We start from the raw sequence: 22,330 nt of genomic DNA, 5'->3' as shown, positions 1-22,330 counted from the left end.
TGCGGCGGGCCCATTTCGCCTCCCCCCTTCCCGCTGTGACATTTTGCGGCCCCGCCGCGTGAGGGGCTCCGCCCCGGGCCCCGCTCCTCAAACTCCCTCAGCCGCCTCCCCCAGACTCCGTCCGGGGGGACCCCCACGGAGGGGCTCCCAGGAGGGGCTTGATGTGGCCGGCGTGAGATGGATGAAGCGGGTGCGTTGAAAACGCGGGTACGTTGAGGGCGCGGGCGCACCCTGGCCGTCAGTCCTCGTCCAGCCACAGCGGATGCTCCCGCTCGGCCCACCCCCGCCGCACCCATCCGTTCCGCATACCGCGCCGTGCCTCGGGGTCCCCGATGGCCATGCCCACATGCCCGGCGATCGCCACACCCACCGCCAGCGCCAGCCAGTCGTGGATGAACGTCGCACTCGTACGCCACACCAGCGGCGCCAGGTGCGTGAACCACATCAGCAGACCGGTGCCGAGCATCACCAGCGCCGCTCCCGCGATCCAGCCCGCGTAGATCTTCTGGCCGCCGTTGAACTTGCCCGACGTGCGCGGTGAGCCGTCCCGGCGCAGTGCCGAGCGGACCCAGGCCCGGTCGTAGGAGGCGAAACGGTTCAGGTGGCCGAGGTCGTCGCGCAACGCGCGGGACACCAGGCCCACCAGGACCGGACCCGGGAGCAGCAGGCCCGACCATTCGTGGACGGTGACCACCAGATAGCGCCGGCCGACCAGTTCGGCGAGCTGGGGTACGTACAGGCAGGCCGCCGAAGCGATGCACACCAGCATCAGGGTCGCGGTCGTACGGTGCGCCCAGCGGACCGAGGGGGCGAAGCGGCGCAGTTCAGACCGTGGGACGGTCGTCGCGTCCGTTGGACTTGCCGACCCAGGCGTCGATGTCATAGCCGCGCTCCTCCCAGTATCCCGGTTGTACGGCCTTGGTGACGGTGATGCCGGACAACCACTTCGCCGACTTGTAGAAGTACATGGGGCCGACGTAGAGACGGACCGGGCCGCCATGGTGGTAGCTCACCGGCTTGTCCTGCATCTTCAGCGCCACCAGAACGTCCGCCCGGCGGGCCTGTTCCAGGGTGAGGCTCTCGCTGTAGGCGCCGTCGAAGCAGGTGAAGCGGACCGCGCCCGCCCCCTCGCGCACGCCTGCCGCGTCCAGCAGCCGGGACAGCCGCACGCCCTCGAAGGGCGTGCCGGGGACCCGCCAGCCGGTGACGCACTGGACATCGCGGACCAGGCGGGTCTGCGGGAGTGTGCGGAGGGCGTCGAGGGTGTAGTCGCCCGGCCGGTCGACCATTCCGTCGACGGTCAGCCGGTAGCTGTCGGGGCCCTTGTGCGGTACCGAAGAGGTGACGGAGTAGTACCGGAACCCTCCGCCGTTCGGCAGCAGACCGGTGAGCCCGGTGGGGTCCTTGCCGGACACCGCGCCCAGCGCGGCGTCCACCCCACGCTGGATGTAGGGCGCGGTGACCAGCCCGGCGGCGCCCAGACCGAGCATGCCGAGCACCAGGCGACGGCCGACGGGCGAGCCCTCGCGGGAGGGCCCGGTGGTGTCCGGCCCCTCGGGCCGGGACGATGCTCGGCCGGGCGCCGCCCGGTCGGATTCTTCCGCGTTCACGCTTTGATTCGAGCACTCGCGGCCGTCAGAAGCCAGCGACCGCGGGTACCCGTCAGATTTCCGTCATATGTTCGCGGCCCCGGAAGCGGCCGCCGCCTCGGCTGCCTTGTCGAGCTGGAACGCTTCATTGCCCAGTCCGATCCGGGCGTGCACATGCGGCCTGGCGGAGCGCAGCACCAGCCCGTACACCAGGCCGCCGACCAGCGTCAGGCCGATGATGCCCGGCAGCAGCCAGCTGAGCACGGAGCCTGGTCCGGCGCCGACCAGGACGTCGAAGTCCTTGACGGTGAGCACCGCGATGGTGAGCAGGGCCAGGCAGGCCAGTCCCGAGGCCACCAGTCGCCACACCTGTGCGCGGCCGGCGCCCCGCTGCACGAAGAAGGCGATGACCGCGACCGATGCGGCGGCCATCAGCAGGATGATGCCGAGGGCGCCGATGTTGCCCATCCAGGTGAAGAGGTGCAGGACGGGCGCAGTCGGGTCCCCGGTGGGCTTGTGATCGGTCACCGCGAAAGCGATGACCACGACCAGGGCGATGACGGTCTGCAGGAGCGATCCGGTGCCGGGCGCGCCGCTGGACTTGTTCGTCCGGCCGAAGGCCACGGGCAGCAGACCCTCCCGGCCCATCGCGAAGGCGTACCGGGCGACCACGTTGTGGAAGCTGAGCATCGCCGCGAACATGCCGGTGACGAAGAGGACATGGAGGACGTCGGTGAAGGACTTCCCGAGGACGCCCTCGCTGAGTCCGAAGAGCAGTCCCGGTCCGAGCTTTCCGGCCTGCGCGTTGATCGCGGAAGGACCGGCGGCGATGGTCAGCGCCCAGGAACTGACGGCGAAGAACAGCGCGACGAAGCCGATGGCCATGAACATCACCCGGCGGACAACGATCTGCGGGCGGCTGGTCTCCTCCGCGTACACCGGCGCCTGTTCGAAGCCGACGAAGGCGGCGATGCAGAAGCAGAGCGCGGTGCCGAAGCCCGCACCGGTGAGGGTGTCGGGGTTGAAGGCGTGCAGCGAGAGGCCTTCCTTCGCCGGATCGGCGACCGCTGCCACATCGAAGATGATCACCAGGAGGCACTCGATGAGCAGCAGCACACCCAGCAATTTGGCGTTCAGGTCGATCTTGAGCCAGGACAGCACGCCGACCACCGCGACCGCCGCCAACGCAGGTATCCACCAGGCCAGTTCGGTGCTCAGATAGGTGGCGAAGAGATTGGACACCTCGAAGCCGAAAATGCCGTAGATGCCGACCTGCATGGCGCTGTAGGCGACCAGCGCGACGAAGGAGGCGCTCGCACCGGCGGTGGCGCCGAGGCCGCGGGCGATGTACGCGTAGAAAGCGCCGGCGTTGTGCACGTGCCGGCTCATCTCGGCGTAGCCGACGCTGAAGAGCGCCAGGACGACGGCCAGGATGACGTACAGGATCGGCTGGCCGACGATTCCCATCAACCCGAAGATCGTGGGCATGACACCTGCGACGACCATCAGCGGCGCGCTGGCCGCGAGCACGGAGAGCAGCAGGCCCGCCGTTCCCAGCCGGCCGGCCCGCAACGCCTGTTCCTGCCCCTTGAACGTGCTGATCTCGGTGATCTCGCTCGTGCTCGAACTGCCCGTCGACATCGCGGGTCGGTCCCTTCGGTGAGGAATTACGCGGAGCCGAGCGCGACGCTGCGCGCGGCGAGGAATGCCTGGAACGGGTCCCGGTCCGGATAGGACCAGGGAGCCGGGGTGATGTGCGCACCGATCCGCTGGAAGAGGGCGGCCGCTTCGGCCTGGCGGCCGCCGAAGTACTTCGCGTGGGCGAGGAAGTTGAGATCGACGCGGTTGCGGGGATGGTCCTCGCCACCCCACTCCAGCCACCAGTCGAAGGCTGTCTTCATCACCTGGCGGGCCCGGCGCCCCGACCAGTGCGCGGAGCGTGCGGGGTCGGAGGGTTCCATGCCCGCGGCGGCGAGCACCCGGTAACGCTCGGCGTGCGCGACCACCGGCAGCACGGCGAGCGGGGAGTCGGCCGGGGCCTGTTCGGCGGCCCAGGCCGCGAAGTCGTACACCTCGTGCAGGGGGTCCTGACCCGCTTCGGGCCGGTGTTCGGCGAGTCGCGCGGCCATCAGATGGTGGGCGTGATGGTGCTCCGGGTGGCGCGAGCGGACCTCGTCGAAGAGGTGGCCGACCTCCTCCTCGGTGCCCCGGCTGCGGGCCAGGATCAGCAGACCGAGCCAGGGCGTCGGGTCGGCCGGCGCCAGCCGGGCCGCGGCACGGCACAGCTCCCGCGCCCGGTCGTCGGTGTCCTTCCCGTCCAGCGCCCGCATCACCGTGGCGCAGGCCAGCAGCGTCGCGGCGTCCACGCTCTCCGGCTCGACCAGTAGCCAGTCCCGGGCCCAGGCAGCGGAGCTCTGTCCTTCGGCGAGTACGACGATGCGGTGGCCGCGCCGGTCCCAGTCATCGGCGGTGGCAGTGAGCAGGGAGCTGACCGCGATCCAGCGTCCCTGCGCCAGCTGTGTGCGTACTTCGGAGAGTTCGGAGTCGTCGAGAGCCGGGTCGGCGAGCGGGCCGCCCCGTTTGCGGGAGCGGCCGATGAGGGGAGGCATCCGGGGGGTTCCTCAGGGGCGCCGGTAGCAATGATCACGCACAGCAAAGCGGTAGTGATGGCTCCACGTCAAGGCCGGGCCGGTTCGAAAGCGCTTCCCAACTCCCTTTACAGCAAGGTGTTTTGGTGCGCCCCGGCGGGCTTGACCTGCGGTGCTCCGCCCCTGGGACTCCGCTCATCGAACTCCGGAGCGCGTCAGCTCACCGCCCGGGCCGCTGCCCGCCCCGCCACCCGCCCGGAGAAGATGCACCCCCCGAGGAACGTGCCCTCCAAGGACCGGTATCCGTGCACGCCGCCCCCCCCGAACCCGGCCGCCTCTCCTGCCGCGTAAAGACCCGGAAGGGGGCCGCCCCTGTCCGACGAGGGCTCACCGCTCTCCGTCAGCACGCGCGAGGAGAGGTCCGTCTCGAGGCCGCCGAGGGACTTGCGGGTCAGGATGTGCAGCTTGACCGCGATCAGTGGGCCCGCCTTGGGATCCAGGATGCGGTGCGGGGCAGCGGTGCGGATGAGCTTGTCGCCGAGGTAGTTGCGGGCTCCCCGGATCGACATCACCTGAAGGTCCTTGGTGAAGGGGTTGGCGATCTCCCGGTCGCGGGCGGCGATCTCCTTGCGGAGTCCGGCCTCGTCGATCAGCGGTTCGTCGGTGAGCGCGTTCATGCCGCGCACCAGGGAAGCCAGGTCCTTCTCCACGACGAAATCCGCGCCGTGGTCCATGAACGCCTTCACCGGCGCCGGCACATCGGCGCGGGCCCGCCCGATGACGTCACGGACCGACTTGCCGGTCAGGTCGGGGTTCTGTTCGGAGCCGGAGAGCGCGAACTCCTTGCCGATGATCCGCTGGTCGAGAACGAACCAGGTGTAGCCGTACCCCGACTTCATGATGTGGTCGAGCGTGCCCAGCGTGTCGAAGCCGGGGAACAGCGGTACCGGCAGGCGCTTGCCCCGGGCGTCGAACCAGAGCGAGGAGGGACCGGGCAGGATCCGGATGCCGTGTGCGGCCCAGATCGGGTTCCAGTTCTGGATGCCCTCGGTGTAGTGCCACATCCGGTCGCGGTTGATCTGGTGCCCGCCGGCCGCCTCGGCGATCCCGAGCATCAGCCCGTCCACGTGTGCGGGCACCCCGGAGAGCATGTGCTCCGGCGGGGTGCCCAGGCGTGCCGGCCACTGAGCGCGTACGAGATCGTGGTTGCCGCCGATACCGCCGGAGGTGACGATCACCGCCTGCGCCCTGAGTTCGAAATCGCCGGTGACCTCGCGGCTGCTGGCCGCACCGCGTTCGATGTCGCTCGCGGCGAGCACCTCGCCGCTCACGGTGTCCAGCGCCCCGCCGCTCCGGGCGAGACCGGTCACCCGGTGCCGGAACCTCAGCTGGACCAGGCCGCGCGCCACACCTTCCCGAACCCGCCGCTCGAACGGCGCGACGATACCGGGGCCGGTGCCCCAGGTGATGTGGAAGCGCGGTACCGAATTGCCGTGCCCGGTGGCGTCGTATCCGCCGCGCTCGGCCCATCCGACGACCGGGAAGAACCGCATGCCCTGGCGGTGCAGCCAGGCGCGCTTCTCACCGGCGGCGAAGTCGACGTAGGCCTCGGCCCACCGGCGGGGCCAGTGGTCCTCCGGCCGGTCGAAGCCGGCCGTGCCCAGCCAGTCCTGCATGGCCAGTTCGCGGCTGTCCTTGATCCGGAAGCGACGCTGCTCGGGCGAGTCGACGAAGAACAGTCCACCGAAGGACCAGTGCGCCTGCCCGCCGATGGACTGCTCGGGCTCCTGGTCGAGGAGGATCACCTTCTTGCCCGCATCGACCAGCTCGGCGGTGGCGACCAGGCCCGCGAGCCCGGCCCCGATCACGATCACGTCAGCGTCGTACGCCATGGGCCCCATCCCTGCCGGGTTACTAATGAGTCACATCTTCGGTACGGGCCGGTTCTGCGTCAACCGTTCATGTGGCCTGCACGATGGTGCGGGGCCGGCCGCAGGCACTATCGTCGCCCGCTACCTGACCCCTTTCGGCCGGTCTTGAGGTGGATCACATGTCGTTCCTGGTGCTTGCGCTGTCGGTAGGCGCGGCCTGCTGCCTCGGCTTCGGATTCGTGCTGCAGCAGAACGCCGCGCAGGACGCACCGCTCAGTGACTTCCTCTCGCTGCGCCTGCTGCTCGACCTGGTCCGGATACCCCGCTGGCTGCTGGGGATCGGGCTGATGGTGTGCGGGATGGTGCTGGGCGCGCTGGCGCTCGGCCAGGGTGAGGTGTCACTGGTCGAGCCGCTGCTCGCGACCAATCTGCTCTTCGCCATGGCGCTGTCGCGTCACCGGACGGGGCAGCCGCTGGGCAGACAGGGCTGGGGCGGTCTCGCGCTGCTCGCGGGCGGGGTCTCGGCGTTCATCATGGCGGGCCGGCCGCGGAGCGGTACCGCGACGGTCGACCCGGTGCGGCACTGGCTGATCATCGGTGTGGTCGCGGGCACCGCGCTCGTCCTCACCGTCTGCGCCAAGCGGATCAGGCTCAGCTGGGGGCCCGCGCTGCTCGCCCTGGCCGCCGGGCTGCTGTACGGGCTGCAGGACGCGCTGACCCGGATCAGCGGACAGCGTCTGGGCGACGGTGGCTGGTTCGAGCTGAGTACCGGCTGGCAGCCGTACGCGGTGGTGGGGCTCGGCGTGACCGGGCTGGTCCTGGTGCAGAGCGCCTTCGAGACGGCGCCGCTGCGGATGTCGTTGCCCGCGCTGACAGCGGCCCAGCCGCTCGCCGGGATCGCCTGCGGCGTGGGATTCCTGGGTGACCGGCTGCGTACCGACGCCGGAGCTCTGGCCTGGGAGGCGGTGGGTCTCGCCGGTGTCGTCGCCGGGATCGTGCTGCTGGGGCTCCACCCGGCGATGCCGCAGGGGAGCGCCAGGGTGGCCCGGGAGAGAATCGCGGCATGACCCCTGCCCAGGCCGCCGGCTCCAGTTCCGGTTCACCCGCCTCCCCCGTACCTCCCGCCTCCCCCGCCGACGAGATCCTCGACCTGGTCGATGCGTCCGACCGGGTGATCGGCCGCGCACCGCGCGGCGAGGTGTACGCGAAAGGGCTACTGCACCGCTGTGTCTTCGTGCTGGCCCGGGACGCGGACGACCGGATCTTCGTCCATCGGCGTACCCCGGTGAAGCTGGTGTTCCCCTCGCTGTACGACATGTTCGTGGGCGGCGTGGTCGGTGCGGGCGAGTCCTACGACGCGGCCGCGCTGCGCGAGGCGGAGGAGGAACTCGGCGTCTGCGGGCTGCCCGCTCCGACACCGCTCTTCTCGTTCCTGTATCAGGGGTCGGGTCAGGGCTGGTGGTCCCGGGTGTACGAGGTGCGGTGCGCGATGCCGGTGCATCCGCAGGAGTCGGAGGTGGCCTGGCACGACTTCCTCACCGATGAGCAGCTGGCACACCGGCTCGGCGCGTGGGAGTGGGTGCCGGACGGGCTCGCCGCCTACCGGCGGCTCACCGCGCGGCGGGCCCGATGACGGCACCCGGCCGGGCGGGGCACTCACGATGCGCCTAGGGTCGGAGCGGTGATCGGCTTCCTGCAGAGTCTTCGGCTTTGGTTCTCTCCTGAGCGCATCCGGGAGGAGGGCCACACCCCCGACTACCGCTTCTCGCTCGCCAATGAGCGCACCTTCCTGGCGTGGATCCGGACGGCTCTGGCCCTGATCGGCGGAGGTTTCGCGGTGGATCAGTTCCTGCCGGACCTCCGCTGGGGCGTACGGGTGGGCCTGGCGCTCGCGTTGCTCGGTTCCGGTGTGCTGTGCTCCCTGCGCGCCGTCAATCACTGGGTGCGCTGCGAGCGGGCGATGCGGTGCGGCGAGGCGCTGCCCGTGTCGCGCTTCCCCACCGTGCTCAGTCTGGCGGTCGGCGTCGTCGCGGTGGCGATGGTCGTGGTGGTGGTCCTCGGGCTGGCCGGCACATGACCGGCCGCGATCCCGGGCTGCAGCCGGAGCGCACGCGGCTCGCCTGGCGGCGTACGACCCTTTCCTTCGCGGTCGCCGCCCTGCTGGCCGGCCGGCAGGCGCTGCACGGCACCACGGCCGACGGGATCGTCATCGGTGCGCTCTGCGTGCTGATCTGGCTCGGTTTCCTGCGGGCCGCGCACCACCGGATCCGCGCGGTGGGAAGCATCGCGGAACCCCGCGCCATGCCGGTGCGGGCAGCGCTGCTGGCCGCGGCCTGCCCGATCGCCCTCGCGGTGATCGGCGCGGTCATCGTCCGCTAAGGGCTGTCCCCGGTGCTACTGGCCGACGGTGACGACGATCTTGCCCCGGGTGCGGCCCTCGGCGTTCAGCCGGTGTGCCTCGGCGGCCTGCTCCAGCGGGAACACCTGTTCCACGTGCACGGTGATGACGCCCTGGTCGGCCAGTTCGCCCAGCACGTGCAGGTCCAGCGGGTCGGGGCGTACGAAGACGTAGCGGCCGCCGAGTTCCTTCACGCCGGGGTCGACGATGGAGGCGAGCCGGCCCTCGGGGGCGAGGAGGTTGGCGGACAGCTTCAGGGTGTCGCCGCCGATGGTGTCGAACACCGCGTCGACGCCCAGGGGGGCGAGCGCCCGCACCCGGTCGGCCAGCCCCTCACCGTAGGTCACCGGTTCCGCCCCCAGACCGCGCAGGTAGTCGTGGTTGCGCTCGCTCGCCGTGCCGATGACCCGCGCCCCGTTGTGCAGGGCCAGCTGGACGGCCATCGAGCCGACGCCGCCGGCCGCCGCGTGCACCAGCACGGTGTCGTCCGACCGGATCTCCAGGGCTCGGAGCACCTGGTAGGCGGTGAGTCCGGTCAGCGGCAGCCCGGCCGCCTCCTCGAAGCTCAGCCCGGCCGGCTTGCGGGCCAGTGTGCGCACCGGGGCTGCGACGAACTCGGCGAAGGTGCCCCGGGAGAGGAAGTCCTCGCGTACGTACCCCATGACCTCGTCACCCGCCGCGAATTCCGGCGCGGCGGCTCCGGGCCGCACCACGACCCCGGCGACGTCCCAGCCGGGAATCACCGGGAACACGGTTTCCATGCCCCCGTCGAGATAGCCCGCACGGGCCTTCACATCGACGGGATTAACGGCCGCCGCGCGCACCTGCACCAGCACCGAGTCCGGTCCCAGCTTGGGCTCGGGGCGCTCGCCGTACTCCAGGACCTCGGGTCCGCCGTATTCGCGGTAACTGATCGCCTTCATAGCTACGAGCCTCTTGCCCGGCCAGGCCTCGCGCAACCGGTGGGGCGCGCGATTCATCCGGAACATGAGGCGCCACCCGACACGGGACATGACGACAGGCCGGGGTTCCTCGGCCCCACCGTCCCCTCCGACGGCGTCGAATGACAGGGTGGCCGGGATCAGTCGGCCGTGCCAGGAGGGGCTTCGATGACCGCAGGGAACCCGTACACCACACAGCTCTCGCCGCATGTCCACGCCTATGTGCAGCCGGACGGCGGGTGGTGCGTCAACAACGCCGGGTTCGTCAGCGCGGGCGGCTCGACGCTGCTCATCGACACGGCGGCCACCCTGCGCCGTGCTCACGCGTTGCGGGAGGCCGTGCTGGCAGCCGGGGTGCCGCTGCCGCGCACCGTGGTCAACACCCACCACCACGGCGACCACACGTACGGCAACAGTGTGTTCCTGCCGGATGCCACGGTGATCGGCCATGACGCCTGCCGCAGCGAAGTACTCGCAGCCGGGCGTCAGTTGCACCTGATGTGGCCGCAGACCGATTTCGGCGACGTCAGCATCACCGCCCCCGACCTCACGTACAGCGAACGCCTGACGGTGCATGTGGGTGGTACGGAGGTACGGCTGATCCATCCCGGGGTGGCGCACACGATCGGGGACACCATCGTCCATCTCCCCGAGCAGCGGATCGTCTTCACCGGCGATCTGGTCTTCCAGGGCGGCACGCCGTTCATCGCGATGGGGTCCCTCAGTGGTTCACTGCGCGCCCTGCGGATGCTGCGCGGTCTGAGCACCGATACCGTCGTTCCCGGCCATGGCCCGGTCACCGACCCGTCCGCCTTCGACGCGACGGAGCGCTATCTGCGTTTCGTCGCCGACACGGCAGCCGACGGTCACGCCCGGGGGCTCAGCCCGCTGGAGAAGGCCCGCCTGACCGACCTCGGGGAGTTCGCCGGGTTGCGCGAGAGCGAGCGGCTGGTGGCGAATCTGCACCGGGCCTACGCGGAGCTGGACGGGCTGCCCGAGGGCTCGCCGCTCGACCCGGTGGTCGTTTTCGGTGACATGACCGCGATGAACGGCGGTGTTCCGGTGGCATGCCACGCATGACCGTCCGGCGGTGTGGTCGCGGGGTCGTCCGGCCGCCGCGCACCGAGGTGCGCGGCGGAACCGAGCCGGCCGCGGGCGTTACGGGCGCAGGGCCCGCAGCAGCAGGTCAGCCAGGTGGTCGGCGACCTGCTGCGGGGTGAGCGGGCCGTCGGGCCGGTACCAGGTGGACAGGTGGTGGACCGAGCCGAAGTGGTAGTCCACCACCAGGTCCGCGGGAGTCGCCGTGGAGAACACCCCGTTCCGCTGGCCCTCTTCGACGAGCGCCCGGAACCGCTCGTGGTAGCGCCGGCGCTCCACCCGGACCTGCTTGTTCTTCTCCGGACTCAGGTGATGCATCGAGCGGAAGAAGATCGCCGCGTCGTCGAGGTTCTCGATGGTGGTGACCACCACGTCGGCCGCCGCTGCCCGCAGCCGCTGCTCCACCGGCGCGTCCGCACCGGCGTGGGCGTCGAGCCGTTCCTGCTGGAGGCGCAGCACCCGCGCGTAGACCTCCTGGAGCAGGTCCTCCTTGGACCCGAAGTAGTGGTAGAGCGCGCCCTTGGTGACACCGGCCGCCTCCACGATCTCCTGGACCGATGTCCGGTCGTACCCCTGCTCGGCGAACAGCCGGGTGGCGGCGGCCAGCAGCCTCTGGGGGACGGGGGTGCCGTTCCCGCCGGTCGTCCTGGCTGCCATCGCTGCCACCTTCCCTGTGTACGTCGAGCCGTCAGTGCTGGGAACGCAGTCCCCGCCTCAGGATCTTCCCACTGGTCGTCTTGGGCAGCTCCGGCAGGATCTCCACTTCTCGCGGGTACTTGTATGCGGCGAGGCGTTCCTTGCAGTAGGCAGCGAGTTCCGCCGGTTCCGGCGTCGCACCGGGGCGCAGGCTCACGTACGCCTTGACGGACTCACCGCGATAGGAGTCGGGGATGCCCACCACGGCCGCCTCGCGCACCGCGGGGTGGGTGTAGAGCACATCCTCGACCTCGCGCGGCCAGACCTTGAAACCGGAGGCGTTGATCATGTCCTTCATCCGGTCGACGACGTAGAGCCAGCCGTTCGGGTCCATGAAACCGATGTCACCGGTGCGCAGTTCGCCATCCGGGAAGCTCTCCGCGGTGGCCTCGGGTCGCTGCCAGTAGCCGGAGACGACCTGCGGGCCGCGCACCACGATCTCGCCCTGCTCCCCGAAGGGCACCTCGTCACCCTTCGGGTCGATGATGCGTACGACCGTGTCCGGGCCGGGAACGCCCACCGACAGCGTTCCGGAGACCGGGTCGACGGGAGCCACCTTCTCGGGCGGGACCGAGGCGCACGGGGCGGTGCACTCGGTGAGCCCGTAGCCATTGCGGATGTACGGGCCGAAGTCCTCGCGGAACTTCTCGACCAGGGCGGGCGGCAGGGGGGCGCCGCCCGATGAGATCACCTGGAAGGAGGCGAAGTGCTCCGGGGTGACGGACGGGTGGGCGGCGAGCGCCATGAAGGCCGTCGACGGGCCGACGGTGTACGCGGGGCGGTGCTCGGCGAAGGCGTCGAGCACCACGCCGGGGTGGAAGCGGTAGGCCAGCACCAGGGTGCCCGCGTTGCAGAGGCAGGCAGCGAGTTCGCAGACCATGCCGGTGATGTGGAAGAGCGGCGCCAGTGCGAAGTAGGCCGCACCCTCGGCTATCGGGTGGCCGGTGCGCTGGCGTTCGGCGTTGACCATGACGTTGGCGTGCGAGTTCATGGCCCCCTTGGGGGTGCCGCTGGTCCCCGAGGTGTAACTGATCAGCGCGATGTCCGTGGCCAGCGGGTCACGGTCGGCGGGGGCCGGCAGGCCGCGCCGGGCCACCGTCACCAGATCGTCGGCGTCGGCTGCCGGCGGCAGCCGCTCGAAGGCCAGTACCCGCTCGTCGTCGCGGGTCTGCAGGTCGCGTTCGCAGGCGGTGAGCGCGATCCGCAGCGAGGCGGTCGCCGCGGTCTCGCGCAGATAGGACTCCCAGGCCCGGTCGGAGCAGATCAGCGCGGTGGCGCCGGAATCGCTGAGCGCGTGTCCCACCTCGGCCGACTTGTACATCGGGTTGAGCGGTACGACGGTCGCTCCGGCCTTCCAGGCGCCGAGCAGCGCCAGCACGAAGTGCGGGGTGTTCTGCAGCATGATCGCGACCCGGTCGCCGCGCGCCACACCGCGGGCCGCGAGGTGACCGGCGACCGAGTCGGAGAGCTCGTCGGTCTCCCGGTAGGACAACCGTCCGTCGAAGTAGGCGAGCGCGGGCTGCTCGGGCACCCGGGCCAGCGTCTCGCGGAAGGCGTGCACCAGGGTGGCCGCCGGATGGACCGGGGTCCGCTGGGCCTCGCTCAGCTGGGCGAGCCAGGGCTGAGCCGCGTAGATCGACCCGGTCACTGTCCGGCCTCCCACTTCTGCTGGAGGTGGTTCATCCCGGTGATCCACCGATCGGGCTCGGCGGCTCTCGTCCGGTAGTACCCGGCGACCTCGGGGTGCGGAAGCACCAGGAAGCGGTCGGCGGCCATCGCGTCGAAGAGCGCCGCGGCGACGTCCTCGGGCTCGATCGCGGTCGGCTCCAGGACCAGGCTGCCCGCCGAGCCCGCCGAGGTCAGCATGTCGGTACGCACGCCCTGCGGGCAGATCGCATGGACCTTCACGCCGCGGTGGCGGTAGGTCAGTGAGAGCCACTCGGCGAAGGCCAGCGCGCCGTGCTTGGTGACGCTGTACGGCGCGGCGCCGATCATGGTCAGCAGGCCGGCCGCCGAGACGGTGGAGACGAACCGGCCCTCGCCGTGCTCCAGCCAGTCGGGCAGCAGCGCCCGGGCCGCGCGCACATGGGCCATCACGTTGACGTCCCAGGCCGAGGCCCAGATCTGCTCGTCGGCGAAGGGGTCGCCCGGTGAGCCGAGGCCCGCGTTGGCGCAGTAGATATCGACCCGGCCGCCGAGCGCCTCCCGTGCGGCGTCCACGATCTCCGACGCGTCCCCGGGGACAGCCGTGGCACCGATCTCCTCGGCCACCGCACGGGCCTTCGCCGCGTCCAGGTCGTTGACCACGACCCGCGCCCCCTCCGCGGTGAACCGGCGGGCCAGCGCCGCGCCGATCCCGCCGCCCGCCCCTGTGACCACTACGCCCGCGCCGTCGACCGTACCCATCAGGACCTGCCTCTCCGTTGAATGCACCAGCAGACTAACCAGTCGGTATGTGGCAGGGGAAGGGGGGAGGACTAGCGTGCGTGCCCATGACAGCCGCCCAGCCTTGGGGCGCCCGGACCATGGGACGCCCGGATCGTGCGGGGCCCGGAGCATGGAGGTAGCCCGAATGAACTTGTCCAGACGGGGACTGCTGGCCGCGAGCGGTGCGCTGGGGGCCGTCGCGGCCACCGCGGGCTCGGCCTCCGCACAACCCGCGCACGGCAGCCGGGTGCGTACCGGCTTCGACCGGCTGTCGGCGGACGGTTACCGCCTGCTCGACGGCGAGCGGGTCGGCATCGTCACCAATCCGACCGGGATCACCGGCGGCGGCACCACCCGCTCGGCCGAGGCCGAGCGTGGCTCGGTGCGCCACATCGTGGACGTCATGCACGCCGACGACCGGGTGAAGCTGACCGCAGTCTTCGGGCCGGAGCACGGTTTCCGCGGGACGGCCCAGGCCGGCGGCTCCGAGGGGCGCTACGACGACCCGGCCACCGGGCTGCCGGTCTACGACACGTACACCAGGAGCGGGCAGCCGCTGGCGGACATCTTCACCGCCTCGGGTGTGGACACGGTGGTCTTCGACATCCAGGACGCCGGCGCCCGCTTCTACACCTACATCTGGACGCTGTACGACTGCATGGAGGCGGCCGCACTGGCCGGGAAGCGTTTCGTGGTGCTCGACCGGCCGAATCCGGTCACCGGCCGGGCCGCGCTCGGTCCCGTACTGCACAAGGAGTTCGCCACCTTCGTGGGGCGGCAGCCGATCTCCCAGGCGCACGGCATGACGGTGACGGAGCTGGCCCGGCTGTTCAACGGGGAGTTCCTGACCAAGCCGGTGGAACTGGACACCGTGGCGATGTCGGGCTGGCGCCGTGCGGACTTCTACGACGCGACGGGACTGGCCTGGGTGCCGCCCAGCCCGAACATGCCGACACCGGACACCGCCCTGGTCTATTCGGGGACCTGCCTCTTCGAAGGCACCAACCTCTCCGAGGGGAGGGGCACCACCCGCCCGTTCGAGCTGCTGGGCGCGGAGGGCATCGACCGGAAGTGGGCGGAGGCGGCCGGAGCACTGGAACTGCCGGGTGTCGCCTTCCGGGAGGCGTACTTCGCGCCGACGTTCTCCAAGTTCCAGGGCAGGACGGCCGGTGGCGTCCAGCTCCATGTCCAGGACCGCGAGGCCTTCGACCCGGTGCGTACGGCCATCGGGCTGCTGGTCACCGCCAAGCAGGTGTGGGACGGCTTCGCCTGGCGCTCCGACAACTGGATCGACAAGCTGACCGGTTCCACCCGGGTCCGCACGATGATCGACGCGGGCGCCGGTACGGACGAGGTGGTGGCGGACTGGCAGGGCGAACTGGCGGCCTTCCGCGCGGTGCGGAAGCGGTATCTGGCCTACCGCTGAGCGAGCTCTGCGGGCCGGACCGGCGGCTTCCGGCCCGGCCCGCAGCCGTCTCAGCGGTGTGCGGGGAACTCGACGACCTGCTGGTAGGTCGGCCGGTTCTGCCACTGGATCGGCCAGAACTGCAGGCCGCCCAGCGGGCGCTGGATGATCGAGTCGGAGCACCACTGGTCACCGGCGCCGCAGCCGGCGTCGCCGGGGTAGACCTGCGCCGGCGTCCTGGCCGCCGCCTGGCCGAGCGTGCTGAGCAGGACGTCACGGCAGGCGCTCAAGTCGCCGCCGCCGCAGTACGTCCGGCCCAGCTTGCCCTGCACCGGGCGGCCCAGAACCGTACGGATGTCCTTGTCGACATAGCTCCACCAGCCGTACTGGAAGGCGGATCCGGCGTGCGCGCCGGTCGGTCCGTGGCCCGCCGACGGGGACTCGTCGATGGTGAGGTCGGCGGTCAGCGCGGAGTAGAGACCGTCACCCAGGCCCGGTTTGAACTCGGCCTCCACCAGCAGCGGCCACCAGGCGTCCATGATCCGCACCGCGTCCGGATGGCTGTAGACGTGCGAACTCTGGGCATTCTCCTTGCGCTGGGCGCCGTCGGCGACCCAGGCTTCCAGCTGCTCGACGGCCTTCGCCTGCGCCGGGTCGGTGACGGGCTTGCTCCGCAGGACGTCGAGCAGTTCGGGCAGCACGTCCTCGCCCCGCAGGTCGGTGACCGCGGCCTCGGCCATGGCGCGGGTGAGCGCGGCGCGGGTGACGCCGCCCTTGGCCACCAGCTTCGCCACCCGGTCACCGAGCAGGTCGACGCGGTGCACCGAGCCGTTGCCGAAGCCGGCCGATGAATAGTCCTTGGCCTGCTTGTTGTTCCAGGAGACGTAGTAGTCCTGGCCCACCGACTGCGGATGTTCGGCGTCCGGTGTCAGGTCGGTGGTGTGGGTGACGGGGTCGAAGCCCTTCCACTCGTAGGCCCGTTCGGCCCTGACGGGCAGCGAGGCGTCCACTCCGTCGGCGCGCACCGGGTTCATCCCGCTGTTGAAGTACGCGGCCTGCCGGGAGTCGGCGTAGAACCAGTTGAAGGTGTAGCCGATGTGCGAGGCCGCCTGCTGGAAGGACTTCGCGTCCGTCACGTACGACGGGTCGTTGAGCATCTGGAAGCCGACGATCGAGTCCGCCTCGTGCCCGTAGGTGCTGCGCAGCGAGGTGTACGCGACGGGCTTGCCGTCGACGGTCGCCCGGTGCGTGACGATCCCGTAGTCGGTGCGGTAGAGCTGCATCCGGTACGAGCCGGCCGCCGTGGAGTCGGCGACCGTGGGCTTCCAGGAGTTGGTCCGTTCCATCTTCTCCATCGGGGTGCAGACACCCCGGTAGAGATAGTGGGTGTCGTCCTGGCAGAGCTGCACGGCGTAGGTGTCGGCGATGTCCTGGCCGGCCGATGTGGCGCTCCAGGCATAGTCCTGGCCGCGGCCGAGCTGGATGTACATGCCGACCCCGGCGAAGGAGACGCCGCGGGCGCTGATACCGGGGCCCTGGAGTTCCTGCAGCATCAGCAACTGCGGCAGGAAATAGCCGGTCTGCGGCCCGAACACGGCGACCGGGTTTCCGCTCGCGGTGTGCTTGCCGGAGACCACCAGGGCGTTGGACATGCCCTTCTTGCTGCTGAAGAGGTTGGCGGGCAGCACACCGTTGTCGTACAGGCCCTGCAGCGGCTTGAGACTCTTCGGGGCGTTGACGGGGGTCTCGGCGCCGGTCTTGGCGCCGCCCGTCCTGTCGTACACGAGCGGTTCGGCCGTGACCGAGCCGGGATCGGGCAGGGCGGCGCCCTTCGGGTTCGCCGGTTTGTCCGCGTACGGGAAGCTGGTGCCGTCATGGATGGTCAGCGTCGCCTCGGGGTCGTTGCGCTCCCGGAAGGACTCCCAGACCTTGCTGCCCTCGGTGACGCCGTACTTCTGCTGGGCGGACAGCAGCGACAGCGCGGCCTGCACCTCGCCGCCTCCGCCACCGCCGAAGAGCGCGCCGACGACCGAGGCGAGGGCGATCATGTCGGTGATCTTGAACGGTTCTATCTCACCGGCGTTGGTGATCGCGTTGATCTTGCCGGTGAGCACGTACTCGCCGGGGAAGTACCGGCCGTCCTTGGACTTCTGCCGGTAGGCGTTGATCCCGTCGACATAGGCCTGGGCGTCGTCCATGGCCTGCTTGCCGCGGGGACTGCTTGCGGCGATGTTGTCGGCCTGGTCCTGGAGATCCTGCTCGGTGTACGGGGCCTGCGGCCAGAATTCCTGCTCCAGGCCCTGGTTGGCGAGAGCTCCGCCGGCGAAGGAGGTGAGCTCACCGCGGCCGATGTGCCGGAAGAGGTCCATCAGCCAGAGCCGGTCCTGTCCGGCCGCGTAGCCGGCGCCGAACTCGGTTCCGTAGCGGGTGGTGCCCTTGATGTGGGGGACGCCGGTCTTCTTGTCGCGGGTGATGCTGACGTCGTCGCGCGGCTTGGTGACCGAGGCGACCTGGTCCGGGGGGACACCGAATGAGGCGTCGTTGAAGAAGCTGTTGAGCGTGGAGTCGGTGAGGGACGAGGCGCCCGCAGGCAGTGCGTCGTACGGTCCGAGCTGGTCGGCGCTGTGGGCGGGGCGGGTACCCAGCGCCCGGTTGGCGAGGATGTCGGCGAGGGTGGCGTTGCCGTTCTCGCCGGGCGGCAGAATGTCGTCGCACTGACTGTGGCAGTAGTCGGCGGGGTCCGGGTCGGCGGCGGTCGCCTGCGGCAGCGGAGCCAGCAGGCCCGTGCCGAGCGCGAACAGCGCTACGGCTGTGGCAGTTCTGAGCTTTCCGGTGCGTCGTCGCATGAATGCTCCTGTGGGGAGGCCGATGCTCGGACGTTACTGGCGAGGTGACTCGTCAGTAAGGTGAACATGCGTCACCTTTTCCGAATCGCCACACGGCGACGGGATGCCGGTCCGGCGCCGCCGGCGAAACCGCAACAGCGCATGAGTGATGGCTCCCATCCGAAATTCGATGGAGCCGAATCGGGTAGCCGTACGTCCATCCCATGACGCCGAAGCATCAGCGACGGAGGTGGCAGTGCGATGGCCGGATTTCGGAGCCTCGCGAGAGAGGTGCGTGACCCTCATCACGATCTTGCGCTGCGGCGGTATTCGCTGCGCAAGTGTCTGGAGAGGTTTGCGCCTTACGGACACAGGGCGACCTGGGACCATCTGTGTGCCAGGCACCACATCGGGCCCGAGGACCGGGCGCCCGATCCGGCGCGGCTGGTTGCCGCGCTCGATGAGCTGGAGGAGGCGCGCACCGTGTGGCTGGCCTACGAGGCCGAGTTCGCGGAGCGCCGCAAGCGCGAGAAGCACGCGGGCCTGCGCCGCCCCGGCCCCTTCGACGACTGGCACCGGCGCACCTGGGGCGGGTGCGGCGTGGTCTGGTGCGCCGACCCCGCCGTACACCCCTCGTGGCCGCTGGCCGAGGTCCTGCGGCGGCTGATTTCCGCCCTTCGGTCGGATCCCGCTGCCTGCTGCCCGGTGTGCGCGGAGCGTTCGATCGGCTGGAGCACCGGGGCCGCCCCCGAGGAGTGGTCGGGTCCGGTGTGCACGCGGTGCGGCATCCTGGTGCCGCAGCCCGTGCTCACCCCGGCCGCACTGACCGGTGCCAGGAAGGGGCGGCACACCGCACTCGCCTCGGTCGCCTGAGCCGTCCCCGGCTCAGAGCCTGACGGGTGACCTCCGGTCTGGCGCCCGAATCCTGGCACGCACTCCCCAAGGTCTTTAAAAGGGTCAGGGGGACCCCACCGAGGGCGCTCCGGTGCCTTGCGATCGCGCTCGGCAGCCGAAGGATCGAATGAAGAGCCGAGACGGAGAGAGCGAAGCGAACGCAGTGCACCAGGGCGCGTTCGCCTGACAACCGGAGGTCACCCCGACAGGCTCTCAGGCCGGGGAATCGCGGCGCTCGGGGAGCAGCTTGGAGCCGGAGATCCGTTCGCCGAAGACATCGTCCGGGTTGGAGAGCACGCAGGTCTCCAGCGACAGGCAGCCGCAGCCGATGCAGTCGGTCAGGTGGTCGCGGAGCCGGCCGAGTTGACTGATGCGCTGGTCGAGCTCCGATCGCCAGGCGGCGGAGAGCCGTGCCCAGTCCTCGCGGGTGGGCGTGCGCTCCTCGGGCAGTTCGCTCAGGGCGGTCCTGATCGTGGCGAGCGGGATGCCCACGCGCTGCGCCGCGCGTACGAACGCGACCCGGCGCAGCGCGTCTCGGCTGTAGCGCCGCTGGTTGCCGCTGGTCCGGCGGCTGCTGATCAGGCCCTTCGACTCGTAGAAGTGCAGGGCGGAGACGGCGGCCCCGCTTCGCGCGGACAGCTGGCCGACGGTGAGTTCGTGAATCTTTTCCGGAATCTGCGGCACTCCGCGAAGCCTACTGCCCGTCGGCTCCCTGCCACGGCGGACAGCGGTCGTTGACAGCAGAGGCCCTCCCCGACAATGCTGAGCAAGCGCTTGGACACTTCGTTGGGAAGGCAGGATCACGAACATGGCAGAGCCGAGGATCTTCACATCCGCCGAGGAACTGCGAGCCGGGGTCGGCGAGCAACTGGGGCACAGCGACTGGCTGGAGATCGACCAGAAGCGGATCGACCTCTTCGCCGAAGCCACCGGCGACCACCAGTGGATCCATGTCGACCCGGAGAAGGCCGCGGCGGGGCCGTTCGGCACGACCATCGCGCACGGCTACCTCACGCTGTCCCTGCTGCCCGTCCTGGTTCCGCAGATCCTGCGGGTCGAGGGCGTCCAGATGGGCATCAACTACGGCACGAACAAGGTGCGTTTCCCCGCCACGGTGCCGGTCGGCTCACGGCTCCGGGCCACCGGCGTGCTCACCGATGTGTCCGAGGCGGGCGGTGGCATCCAGGTCACCCTCGCCGTCACGATCGAGCGCGACGGCGGCGACAAGCCGGTGTGCGTGGCCGAGTCGCTCTCCCGGTACTACTTCTGATCCAAGGCCCTACCGCTGTGCGCGGGCTGCGGGGCGCGGGCGGAGACCATGCGCAGGACGAGGTCGGCGTAGAACACGCCGACCTCTTCGGGCGTCCGGCGGCCCTCCACGTTGAACCAGCGGGCCACGTCGATGGAGAGCGACAGCACGGCGAGCGCGGTGCCGGGGACGTACGGGACGTCGAACTCCCCTGCCTCGACGCCGTCCTGGAGGATGTCGCGGACGGCCGCGTCGCTGCGCCTGCGCAGTTCGATGATCTCCGCGCGGTGCCCGTCGCCGAGCGCGTCGAGCTCGTACTGGACGACCCGCGCGGTCATGTGGTGCCCGGCGTGCCAGCGGACGAAGGAGCGCACAGCGGCGGCGAGCCGGTCTGCGGCGGTGCCGGGTCCGTCGGCCGCCGTTTCCAGGATCTCGAGGGCCTTCTCGTGCCCGATCCGGCTGATCCGGTGGAGCAGCTCTTCCTTGGTCTTGTAGTGGATGTAGAGCGCGGCCGGGCTCATCCCCGCGCGGCCCGCGATGTCGCGGGTCGTCGTCGCGTGGTAGCCGCGTTCGGCGAAGGCCTCGACCGCGGCGACGAGCAGCCGCCTGGCAGCCTCGGGACTGACCTCGGCCCACGGCATGTCCTCGCCGCCTGCCGTCTCCTCCGCCGTGCTCATTGCTCGCTCCTTCCGCCCGTGGTGCAGAACGCACACCCTACCCGAAGGTGAGCAAGCGCTTAGCGGATGGGCGGCACGGCAGACCCGGGAGGGTACCGGGCGCTTCCGGAACGGTCAGAGCTTCTGGAAGGGATCGTGGTCGGCGAGCAGCTTCTCCAGCCGGGCCTGGTCGACCCGGTTCACGATCTGCCCGGCCTCCTCGCGGTCCCTGACGACCTTGGCGAGGGTGAAGGCCGAGGTGGTGAGGTAGAGAAGCCCGAGGCCGAGGAAGGCCCGTACCCAGACGTCGACGTCCAGGTTGAGGATGCCCAGTGCCATGGCCGCCAGCGCGACGGCGAAGGAGGCGACGGCCTGTCCGTAGTACGCGGCGGTGTTCTGCTGCTTGACCTGTGTGTCACTCATGAGGAGAGCATCGGACGGCCGCCGCGGACCCGCATCCGTCCGGATACTCAGCTCCCCTACTCATCAGAACGCGGAGACGCCGGTGAGCGCGCGGCCGATGACGAGCTTCTGGATCTGGCTGGTGCCTTCGTAGAGCGTCATCACCCGGGCGTCGCGGAGCAGCTTGCCCGCCGGGTACTCGTCGATGTAGCCGTAGCCGCCGAAGACCTGCAGGGCGTTGTTGGCGGCGCGCACCGCGGCCTCGGACGCGAAGAGCTTCGCCTTGGACGACTCGGTGACGAAGGGCTCACCGCGGTCGATCAGATCGGCGACCCGCCAGGTCAGCAGCCTGGCGGCGTCCACATCCACCGATATGTCGGTGATCAGCTCCTGGATCAGCTGATGCTGCGCGATGGACTTGCCGAACTGCTCGCGCTCGCCGGCATACCGGAGCGCGCCGTCGAGCGCCGCCTGGGCGATGCCCACGCAGCCGGCGGCCACCGACATCCGCCCCTTGGCCAGGGCCGACATCGCGACCGAGAAGCCCTTGCCCTCCGGACCCAGCATCGCGGAGGCCGGGACCCGGACATCCTCGAAGGTGAGCTCGGCGGTCGCCTGGCCGCGCAGACCGAGTTTCCCGTGGATCGGGCGCCGGCCCAGGCCCGGCGTGTCGGTGGGGACCAGGAAGGCGGACACGCCCTTGTGGCCGGGGGCGTCCGTCGAGCGGGCGAAGACCAGCACCACATCGGCCCACGTACCGTTCGTGATGAACATCTTGGCGCCGTTGATGACGTAATCTCCGCTGTCCTCGCGGACGGCCCGGGTGGTGAGGTTGCCCGCGTCGGACCCGGTGCCGGGCTCGGTGAGGCCGAAGCAGCCGATGAGGTCCCCGGAGGTCAGCCCGGGCAGCCAGCGCCGCTTCTGCTCCTCGTCGCCCCAGTGGGCGATGGTCTTGGCGACCAGGCCGAGCGATACCGAGACGATGCCGCGCACCGACGAGTCGCCGCGGCCGAGTTCCTCGGTGACGAGGCAGTACGAGAGGTGGTCACCGCCGGAGCCGCCGTACTCCTCGGGGATCGTGAGTCCGAGGAAGCCGACCGCGCCGAGTTTCTTCACGATGCCGCGGTCGACACTCTCCGCCCGGTCCCACTCGACGACATGGGGAGTCACTTCGCGGCCTACGAAGTCCTTGGCGAGCTGTCGTACCGCTGCCTGCTCCTCACTCAGCTCCAGGTTCATTCGGGCACCTCACGTAGCGATTAATTAGCACTGCTAGTTTTTAGTCGGCAGG

At 70.3% G+C, this 22,330-nt stretch carries 22 protein-coding genes; 8 read left to right on the top strand and 14 right to left on the bottom strand.

From position 1 onward, the window contains the following. Nucleotides 1-238: 238 nt before the first annotated feature. From AB0M87_RS28830 to AB0M87_RS28810, 5 genes are all read right to left on the bottom strand, one after another. Complete coding sequence (locus tag AB0M87_RS28830) at nt 239-883, bottom strand: cytochrome b/b6 domain-containing protein (protein WP_365858038.1); 645 nt, start codon at nt 881-883, stop codon at nt 239-241. Beyond that, nucleotides 825-1,610, bottom strand: coding sequence for a molybdopterin-dependent oxidoreductase (locus tag AB0M87_RS28825; protein ID WP_365858036.1), 786 nt, complete (start codon nt 1,608-1,610; stop codon nt 825-827). Before AB0M87_RS28825 ends, AB0M87_RS28830 begins: the two co-directional genes overlap by 59 nt. Nucleotides 1,611-1,673: 63 nt before the next feature. Next, entirely contained in the window at nt 1,674-3,230 is a 1,557-nt protein-coding gene (locus AB0M87_RS28820; protein ID WP_365858034.1) for an APC family permease, read from the bottom strand. 26 nt (nt 3,231-3,256) lie between these two features. Next, complete coding sequence (locus AB0M87_RS28815; RefSeq protein WP_365858032.1) at nt 3,257-4,198, bottom strand: hypothetical protein; 942 nt, start codon at nt 4,196-4,198, stop codon at nt 3,257-3,259. Nucleotides 4,199-4,392: 194 nt separating this feature from the next. After that, on the bottom strand, nt 4,393-6,069 hold the full coding sequence (locus AB0M87_RS28810) for an FAD-binding dehydrogenase (protein WP_365858030.1): 1,677 nt from the start codon (nt 6,067-6,069) through the stop codon (nt 4,393-4,395). Between the two features lie 158 nt (nt 6,070-6,227). Here AB0M87_RS28810 and AB0M87_RS28805 point away from each other — a divergent pair, with 158 nt between their 5' ends. The 4 genes from AB0M87_RS28805 to AB0M87_RS28790 are packed head-to-tail and all read left to right on the top strand — an operon-like array spanning nt 6,228 to nt 8,427. Beyond that, the gene (locus AB0M87_RS28805; protein WP_365858027.1) at nt 6,228-7,115 is read left to right on the top strand and encodes a DMT family transporter; all 888 of its coding nucleotides are present in this window, start codon (nt 6,228-6,230) and stop codon (nt 7,113-7,115) included. Continuing rightward, on the top strand, nt 7,112-7,681 hold the full coding sequence (locus AB0M87_RS28800; protein WP_365858025.1) for an NUDIX domain-containing protein: 570 nt from the start codon (nt 7,112-7,114) through the stop codon (nt 7,679-7,681). Before AB0M87_RS28805 ends, AB0M87_RS28800 begins: the two co-directional genes overlap by 4 nt. Nucleotides 7,682-7,729: 48 nt before the next feature. Beyond that, nucleotides 7,730-8,125 (top strand): DUF202 domain-containing protein, encoded by a 396-nt coding sequence (locus AB0M87_RS28795; protein ID WP_365858023.1) that lies wholly within the window; start codon nt 7,730-7,732, stop codon nt 8,123-8,125. Further along, nucleotides 8,122-8,427: a DUF202 domain-containing protein gene (locus tag AB0M87_RS28790; protein WP_365858021.1), complete on the top strand. Its 306-nt coding sequence runs from the start codon at nt 8,122-8,124 to the stop codon at nt 8,425-8,427. Before AB0M87_RS28795 ends, AB0M87_RS28790 begins: the two co-directional genes overlap by 4 nt. Nucleotides 8,428-8,442: 15 nt before the next feature. Here AB0M87_RS28790 and AB0M87_RS28785 read toward each other — a convergent pair whose 3' ends face one another. Then, nucleotides 8,443-9,369 carry an NADP-dependent oxidoreductase gene (locus AB0M87_RS28785; RefSeq protein WP_365858019.1) on the bottom strand — a complete coding sequence of 309 codons (927 nt, stop codon included), beginning with the start codon at nt 9,367-9,369 and terminating at the stop codon, nt 8,443-8,445. Between the two features lie 186 nt (nt 9,370-9,555). Here AB0M87_RS28785 and AB0M87_RS28780 point away from each other — a divergent pair, with 186 nt between their 5' ends. After that, on the top strand, nt 9,556-10,467 hold the full coding sequence (locus tag AB0M87_RS28780) for an MBL fold metallo-hydrolase (RefSeq protein ID WP_365858017.1): 912 nt from the start codon (nt 9,556-9,558) through the stop codon (nt 10,465-10,467). A 78-nt stretch (nt 10,468-10,545) separates the two neighbouring features. Here the strand turns inward: AB0M87_RS28780 and AB0M87_RS28775 are convergent, their stop codons facing one another. From AB0M87_RS28775 to AB0M87_RS28765, 3 genes are read right to left on the bottom strand one after another with little or no spacing between them, the layout of a single operon-like run. Next, complete coding sequence (locus AB0M87_RS28775; protein ID WP_365858015.1) at nt 10,546-11,142, bottom strand: TetR/AcrR family transcriptional regulator; 597 nt, start codon at nt 11,140-11,142, stop codon at nt 10,546-10,548. Nucleotides 11,143-11,173: 31 nt separating this feature from the next. Continuing rightward, nucleotides 11,174-12,829, bottom strand: coding sequence for an AMP-binding protein (locus AB0M87_RS28770; protein WP_365858013.1), 1,656 nt, complete (start codon nt 12,827-12,829; stop codon nt 11,174-11,176). Continuing rightward, complete coding sequence (locus tag AB0M87_RS28765) at nt 12,826-13,587, bottom strand: SDR family NAD(P)-dependent oxidoreductase (RefSeq protein WP_365858010.1); 762 nt, start codon at nt 13,585-13,587, stop codon at nt 12,826-12,828. Before AB0M87_RS28765 ends, AB0M87_RS28770 begins: the two co-directional genes overlap by 4 nt. Before the next feature lie 166 nt (nt 13,588-13,753). Between AB0M87_RS28765 and AB0M87_RS28760 the strand changes: the two genes are divergently transcribed. After that, nucleotides 13,754-15,034 (top strand): DUF1343 domain-containing protein, encoded by a 1,281-nt coding sequence (locus tag AB0M87_RS28760; RefSeq protein ID WP_365858008.1) that lies wholly within the window; start codon nt 13,754-13,756, stop codon nt 15,032-15,034. 50 nt (nt 15,035-15,084) lie between these two features. Here AB0M87_RS28760 and AB0M87_RS28755 read toward each other — a convergent pair whose 3' ends face one another. Next, nucleotides 15,085-17,859 (bottom strand): penicillin acylase family protein, encoded by a 2,775-nt coding sequence (locus AB0M87_RS28755; protein WP_365858006.1) that lies wholly within the window; start codon nt 17,857-17,859, stop codon nt 15,085-15,087. A 240-nt stretch (nt 17,860-18,099) separates the two neighbouring features. Here AB0M87_RS28755 and AB0M87_RS28750 point away from each other — a divergent pair, with 240 nt between their 5' ends. Beyond that, complete coding sequence (locus tag AB0M87_RS28750) at nt 18,100-18,711, top strand: hypothetical protein (protein WP_365857998.1); 612 nt, start codon at nt 18,100-18,102, stop codon at nt 18,709-18,711. 234 nt (nt 18,712-18,945) lie between these two features. Here the strand turns inward: AB0M87_RS28750 and soxR are convergent, their stop codons facing one another. Continuing rightward, nucleotides 18,946-19,416 (bottom strand): redox-sensitive transcriptional activator SoxR, encoded by a 471-nt coding sequence (gene soxR, locus AB0M87_RS28745; RefSeq protein ID WP_365857996.1) that lies wholly within the window; start codon nt 19,414-19,416, stop codon nt 18,946-18,948. Nucleotides 19,417-19,540: 124 nt separating this feature from the next. Between soxR and AB0M87_RS28740 the strand changes: the two genes are divergently transcribed. Further along, nucleotides 19,541-20,002: a MaoC family dehydratase gene (locus AB0M87_RS28740; RefSeq protein WP_365857994.1), complete on the top strand. Its 462-nt coding sequence runs from the start codon at nt 19,541-19,543 to the stop codon at nt 20,000-20,002. Here the strand turns inward: AB0M87_RS28740 and AB0M87_RS28735 are convergent. The 3 genes from AB0M87_RS28735 to AB0M87_RS28725 form a co-directional block, all read right to left on the bottom strand. Continuing rightward, entirely contained in the window at nt 19,993-20,658 is a 666-nt protein-coding gene (locus AB0M87_RS28735) for a TetR/AcrR family transcriptional regulator (protein WP_365857992.1), read from the bottom strand. The two genes, AB0M87_RS28740 and AB0M87_RS28735, sit on opposite strands and share 10 nt — an antisense overlap. A 114-nt stretch (nt 20,659-20,772) precedes the next feature. Next, nucleotides 20,773-21,060, bottom strand: a complete 288-nt coding sequence (locus tag AB0M87_RS28730; protein ID WP_365857990.1) for a YiaA/YiaB family inner membrane protein — start codon at nt 21,058-21,060, stop codon at nt 20,773-20,775. Nucleotides 21,061-21,123: 63 nt separating this feature from the next. Then, a complete protein-coding gene (locus AB0M87_RS28725) occupies nt 21,124-22,278 on the bottom strand; it encodes an acyl-CoA dehydrogenase family protein (RefSeq protein WP_365857987.1) in 1,155 nt (384 codons plus the stop codon). Between the last annotated feature and the right edge of the window lie 52 nt (nt 22,279-22,330).

Origin of the sequence: Streptomyces sp. NPDC051320 (genome assembly GCF_040682175.1) — a bacterium.
GTDB lineage: Bacteria > Actinomycetota > Actinomycetes > Streptomycetales > Streptomycetaceae > Streptomyces.
This window is presented reverse-complemented; position numbering and strand designations above follow the sequence as displayed.

Bases quoted from the DNA above. Each gene is read 5' to 3' on its own strand.
- AB0M87_RS28830 (WP_365858038.1), bottom strand. From the start codon at position 883: ATGACATCGACGCCTGGGTCGGCAAGTCCAACGGACGCGACGACCGTC.
- AB0M87_RS28820 (WP_365858034.1), bottom strand. From the start codon at position 3,230: ATGTCGACGGGCAGTTCGAGCACGAGCGAGATCACCGAGATCAGCACG.
- AB0M87_RS28815 (WP_365858032.1), bottom strand. From the start codon at position 4,198: ATGCCTCCCCTCATCGGCCGCTCCCGCAAACGGGGCGGCCCGCTCGCC.
- AB0M87_RS28810 (WP_365858030.1), bottom strand. From the start codon at position 6,069: ATGGCGTACGACGCTGACGTGATCGTGATCGGGGCCGGGCTCGCGGGC.
- AB0M87_RS28805 (WP_365858027.1), top strand. From the start codon at position 6,228: ATGTCGTTCCTGGTGCTTGCGCTGTCGGTAGGCGCGGCCTGCTGCCTC.
- AB0M87_RS28800 (WP_365858025.1), top strand. From the start codon at position 7,112: ATGACCCCTGCCCAGGCCGCCGGCTCCAGTTCCGGTTCACCCGCCTCC.
- AB0M87_RS28790 (WP_365858021.1), top strand. From the start codon at position 8,122: ATGACCGGCCGCGATCCCGGGCTGCAGCCGGAGCGCACGCGGCTCGCC.
- AB0M87_RS28785 (WP_365858019.1), bottom strand. From the start codon at position 9,369: ATGAAGGCGATCAGTTACCGCGAATACGGCGGACCCGAGGTCCTGGAG.
- AB0M87_RS28780 (WP_365858017.1), top strand. From the start codon at position 9,556: ATGACCGCAGGGAACCCGTACACCACACAGCTCTCGCCGCATGTCCAC.
- AB0M87_RS28775 (WP_365858015.1), bottom strand. From the start codon at position 11,142: ATGGCAGCCAGGACGACCGGCGGGAACGGCACCCCCGTCCCCCAGAGG.
- AB0M87_RS28765 (WP_365858010.1), bottom strand. From the start codon at position 13,587: ATGGGTACGGTCGACGGCGCGGGCGTAGTGGTCACAGGGGCGGGCGGC.
- AB0M87_RS28760 (WP_365858008.1), top strand. From the start codon at position 13,754: ATGAACTTGTCCAGACGGGGACTGCTGGCCGCGAGCGGTGCGCTGGGG.
- AB0M87_RS28755 (WP_365858006.1), bottom strand. From the start codon at position 17,859: ATGCGACGACGCACCGGAAAGCTCAGAACTGCCACAGCCGTAGCGCTG.
- AB0M87_RS28750 (WP_365857998.1), top strand. From the start codon at position 18,100: ATGGCCGGATTTCGGAGCCTCGCGAGAGAGGTGCGTGACCCTCATCAC.
- AB0M87_RS28740 (WP_365857994.1), top strand. From the start codon at position 19,541: ATGGCAGAGCCGAGGATCTTCACATCCGCCGAGGAACTGCGAGCCGGG.
- AB0M87_RS28735 (WP_365857992.1), bottom strand. From the start codon at position 20,658: ATGAGCACGGCGGAGGAGACGGCAGGCGGCGAGGACATGCCGTGGGCC.
- AB0M87_RS28730 (WP_365857990.1), bottom strand. From the start codon at position 21,060: ATGAGTGACACACAGGTCAAGCAGCAGAACACCGCCGCGTACTACGGA.
- AB0M87_RS28725 (WP_365857987.1), bottom strand. From the start codon at position 22,278: ATGAACCTGGAGCTGAGTGAGGAGCAGGCAGCGGTACGACAGCTCGCC.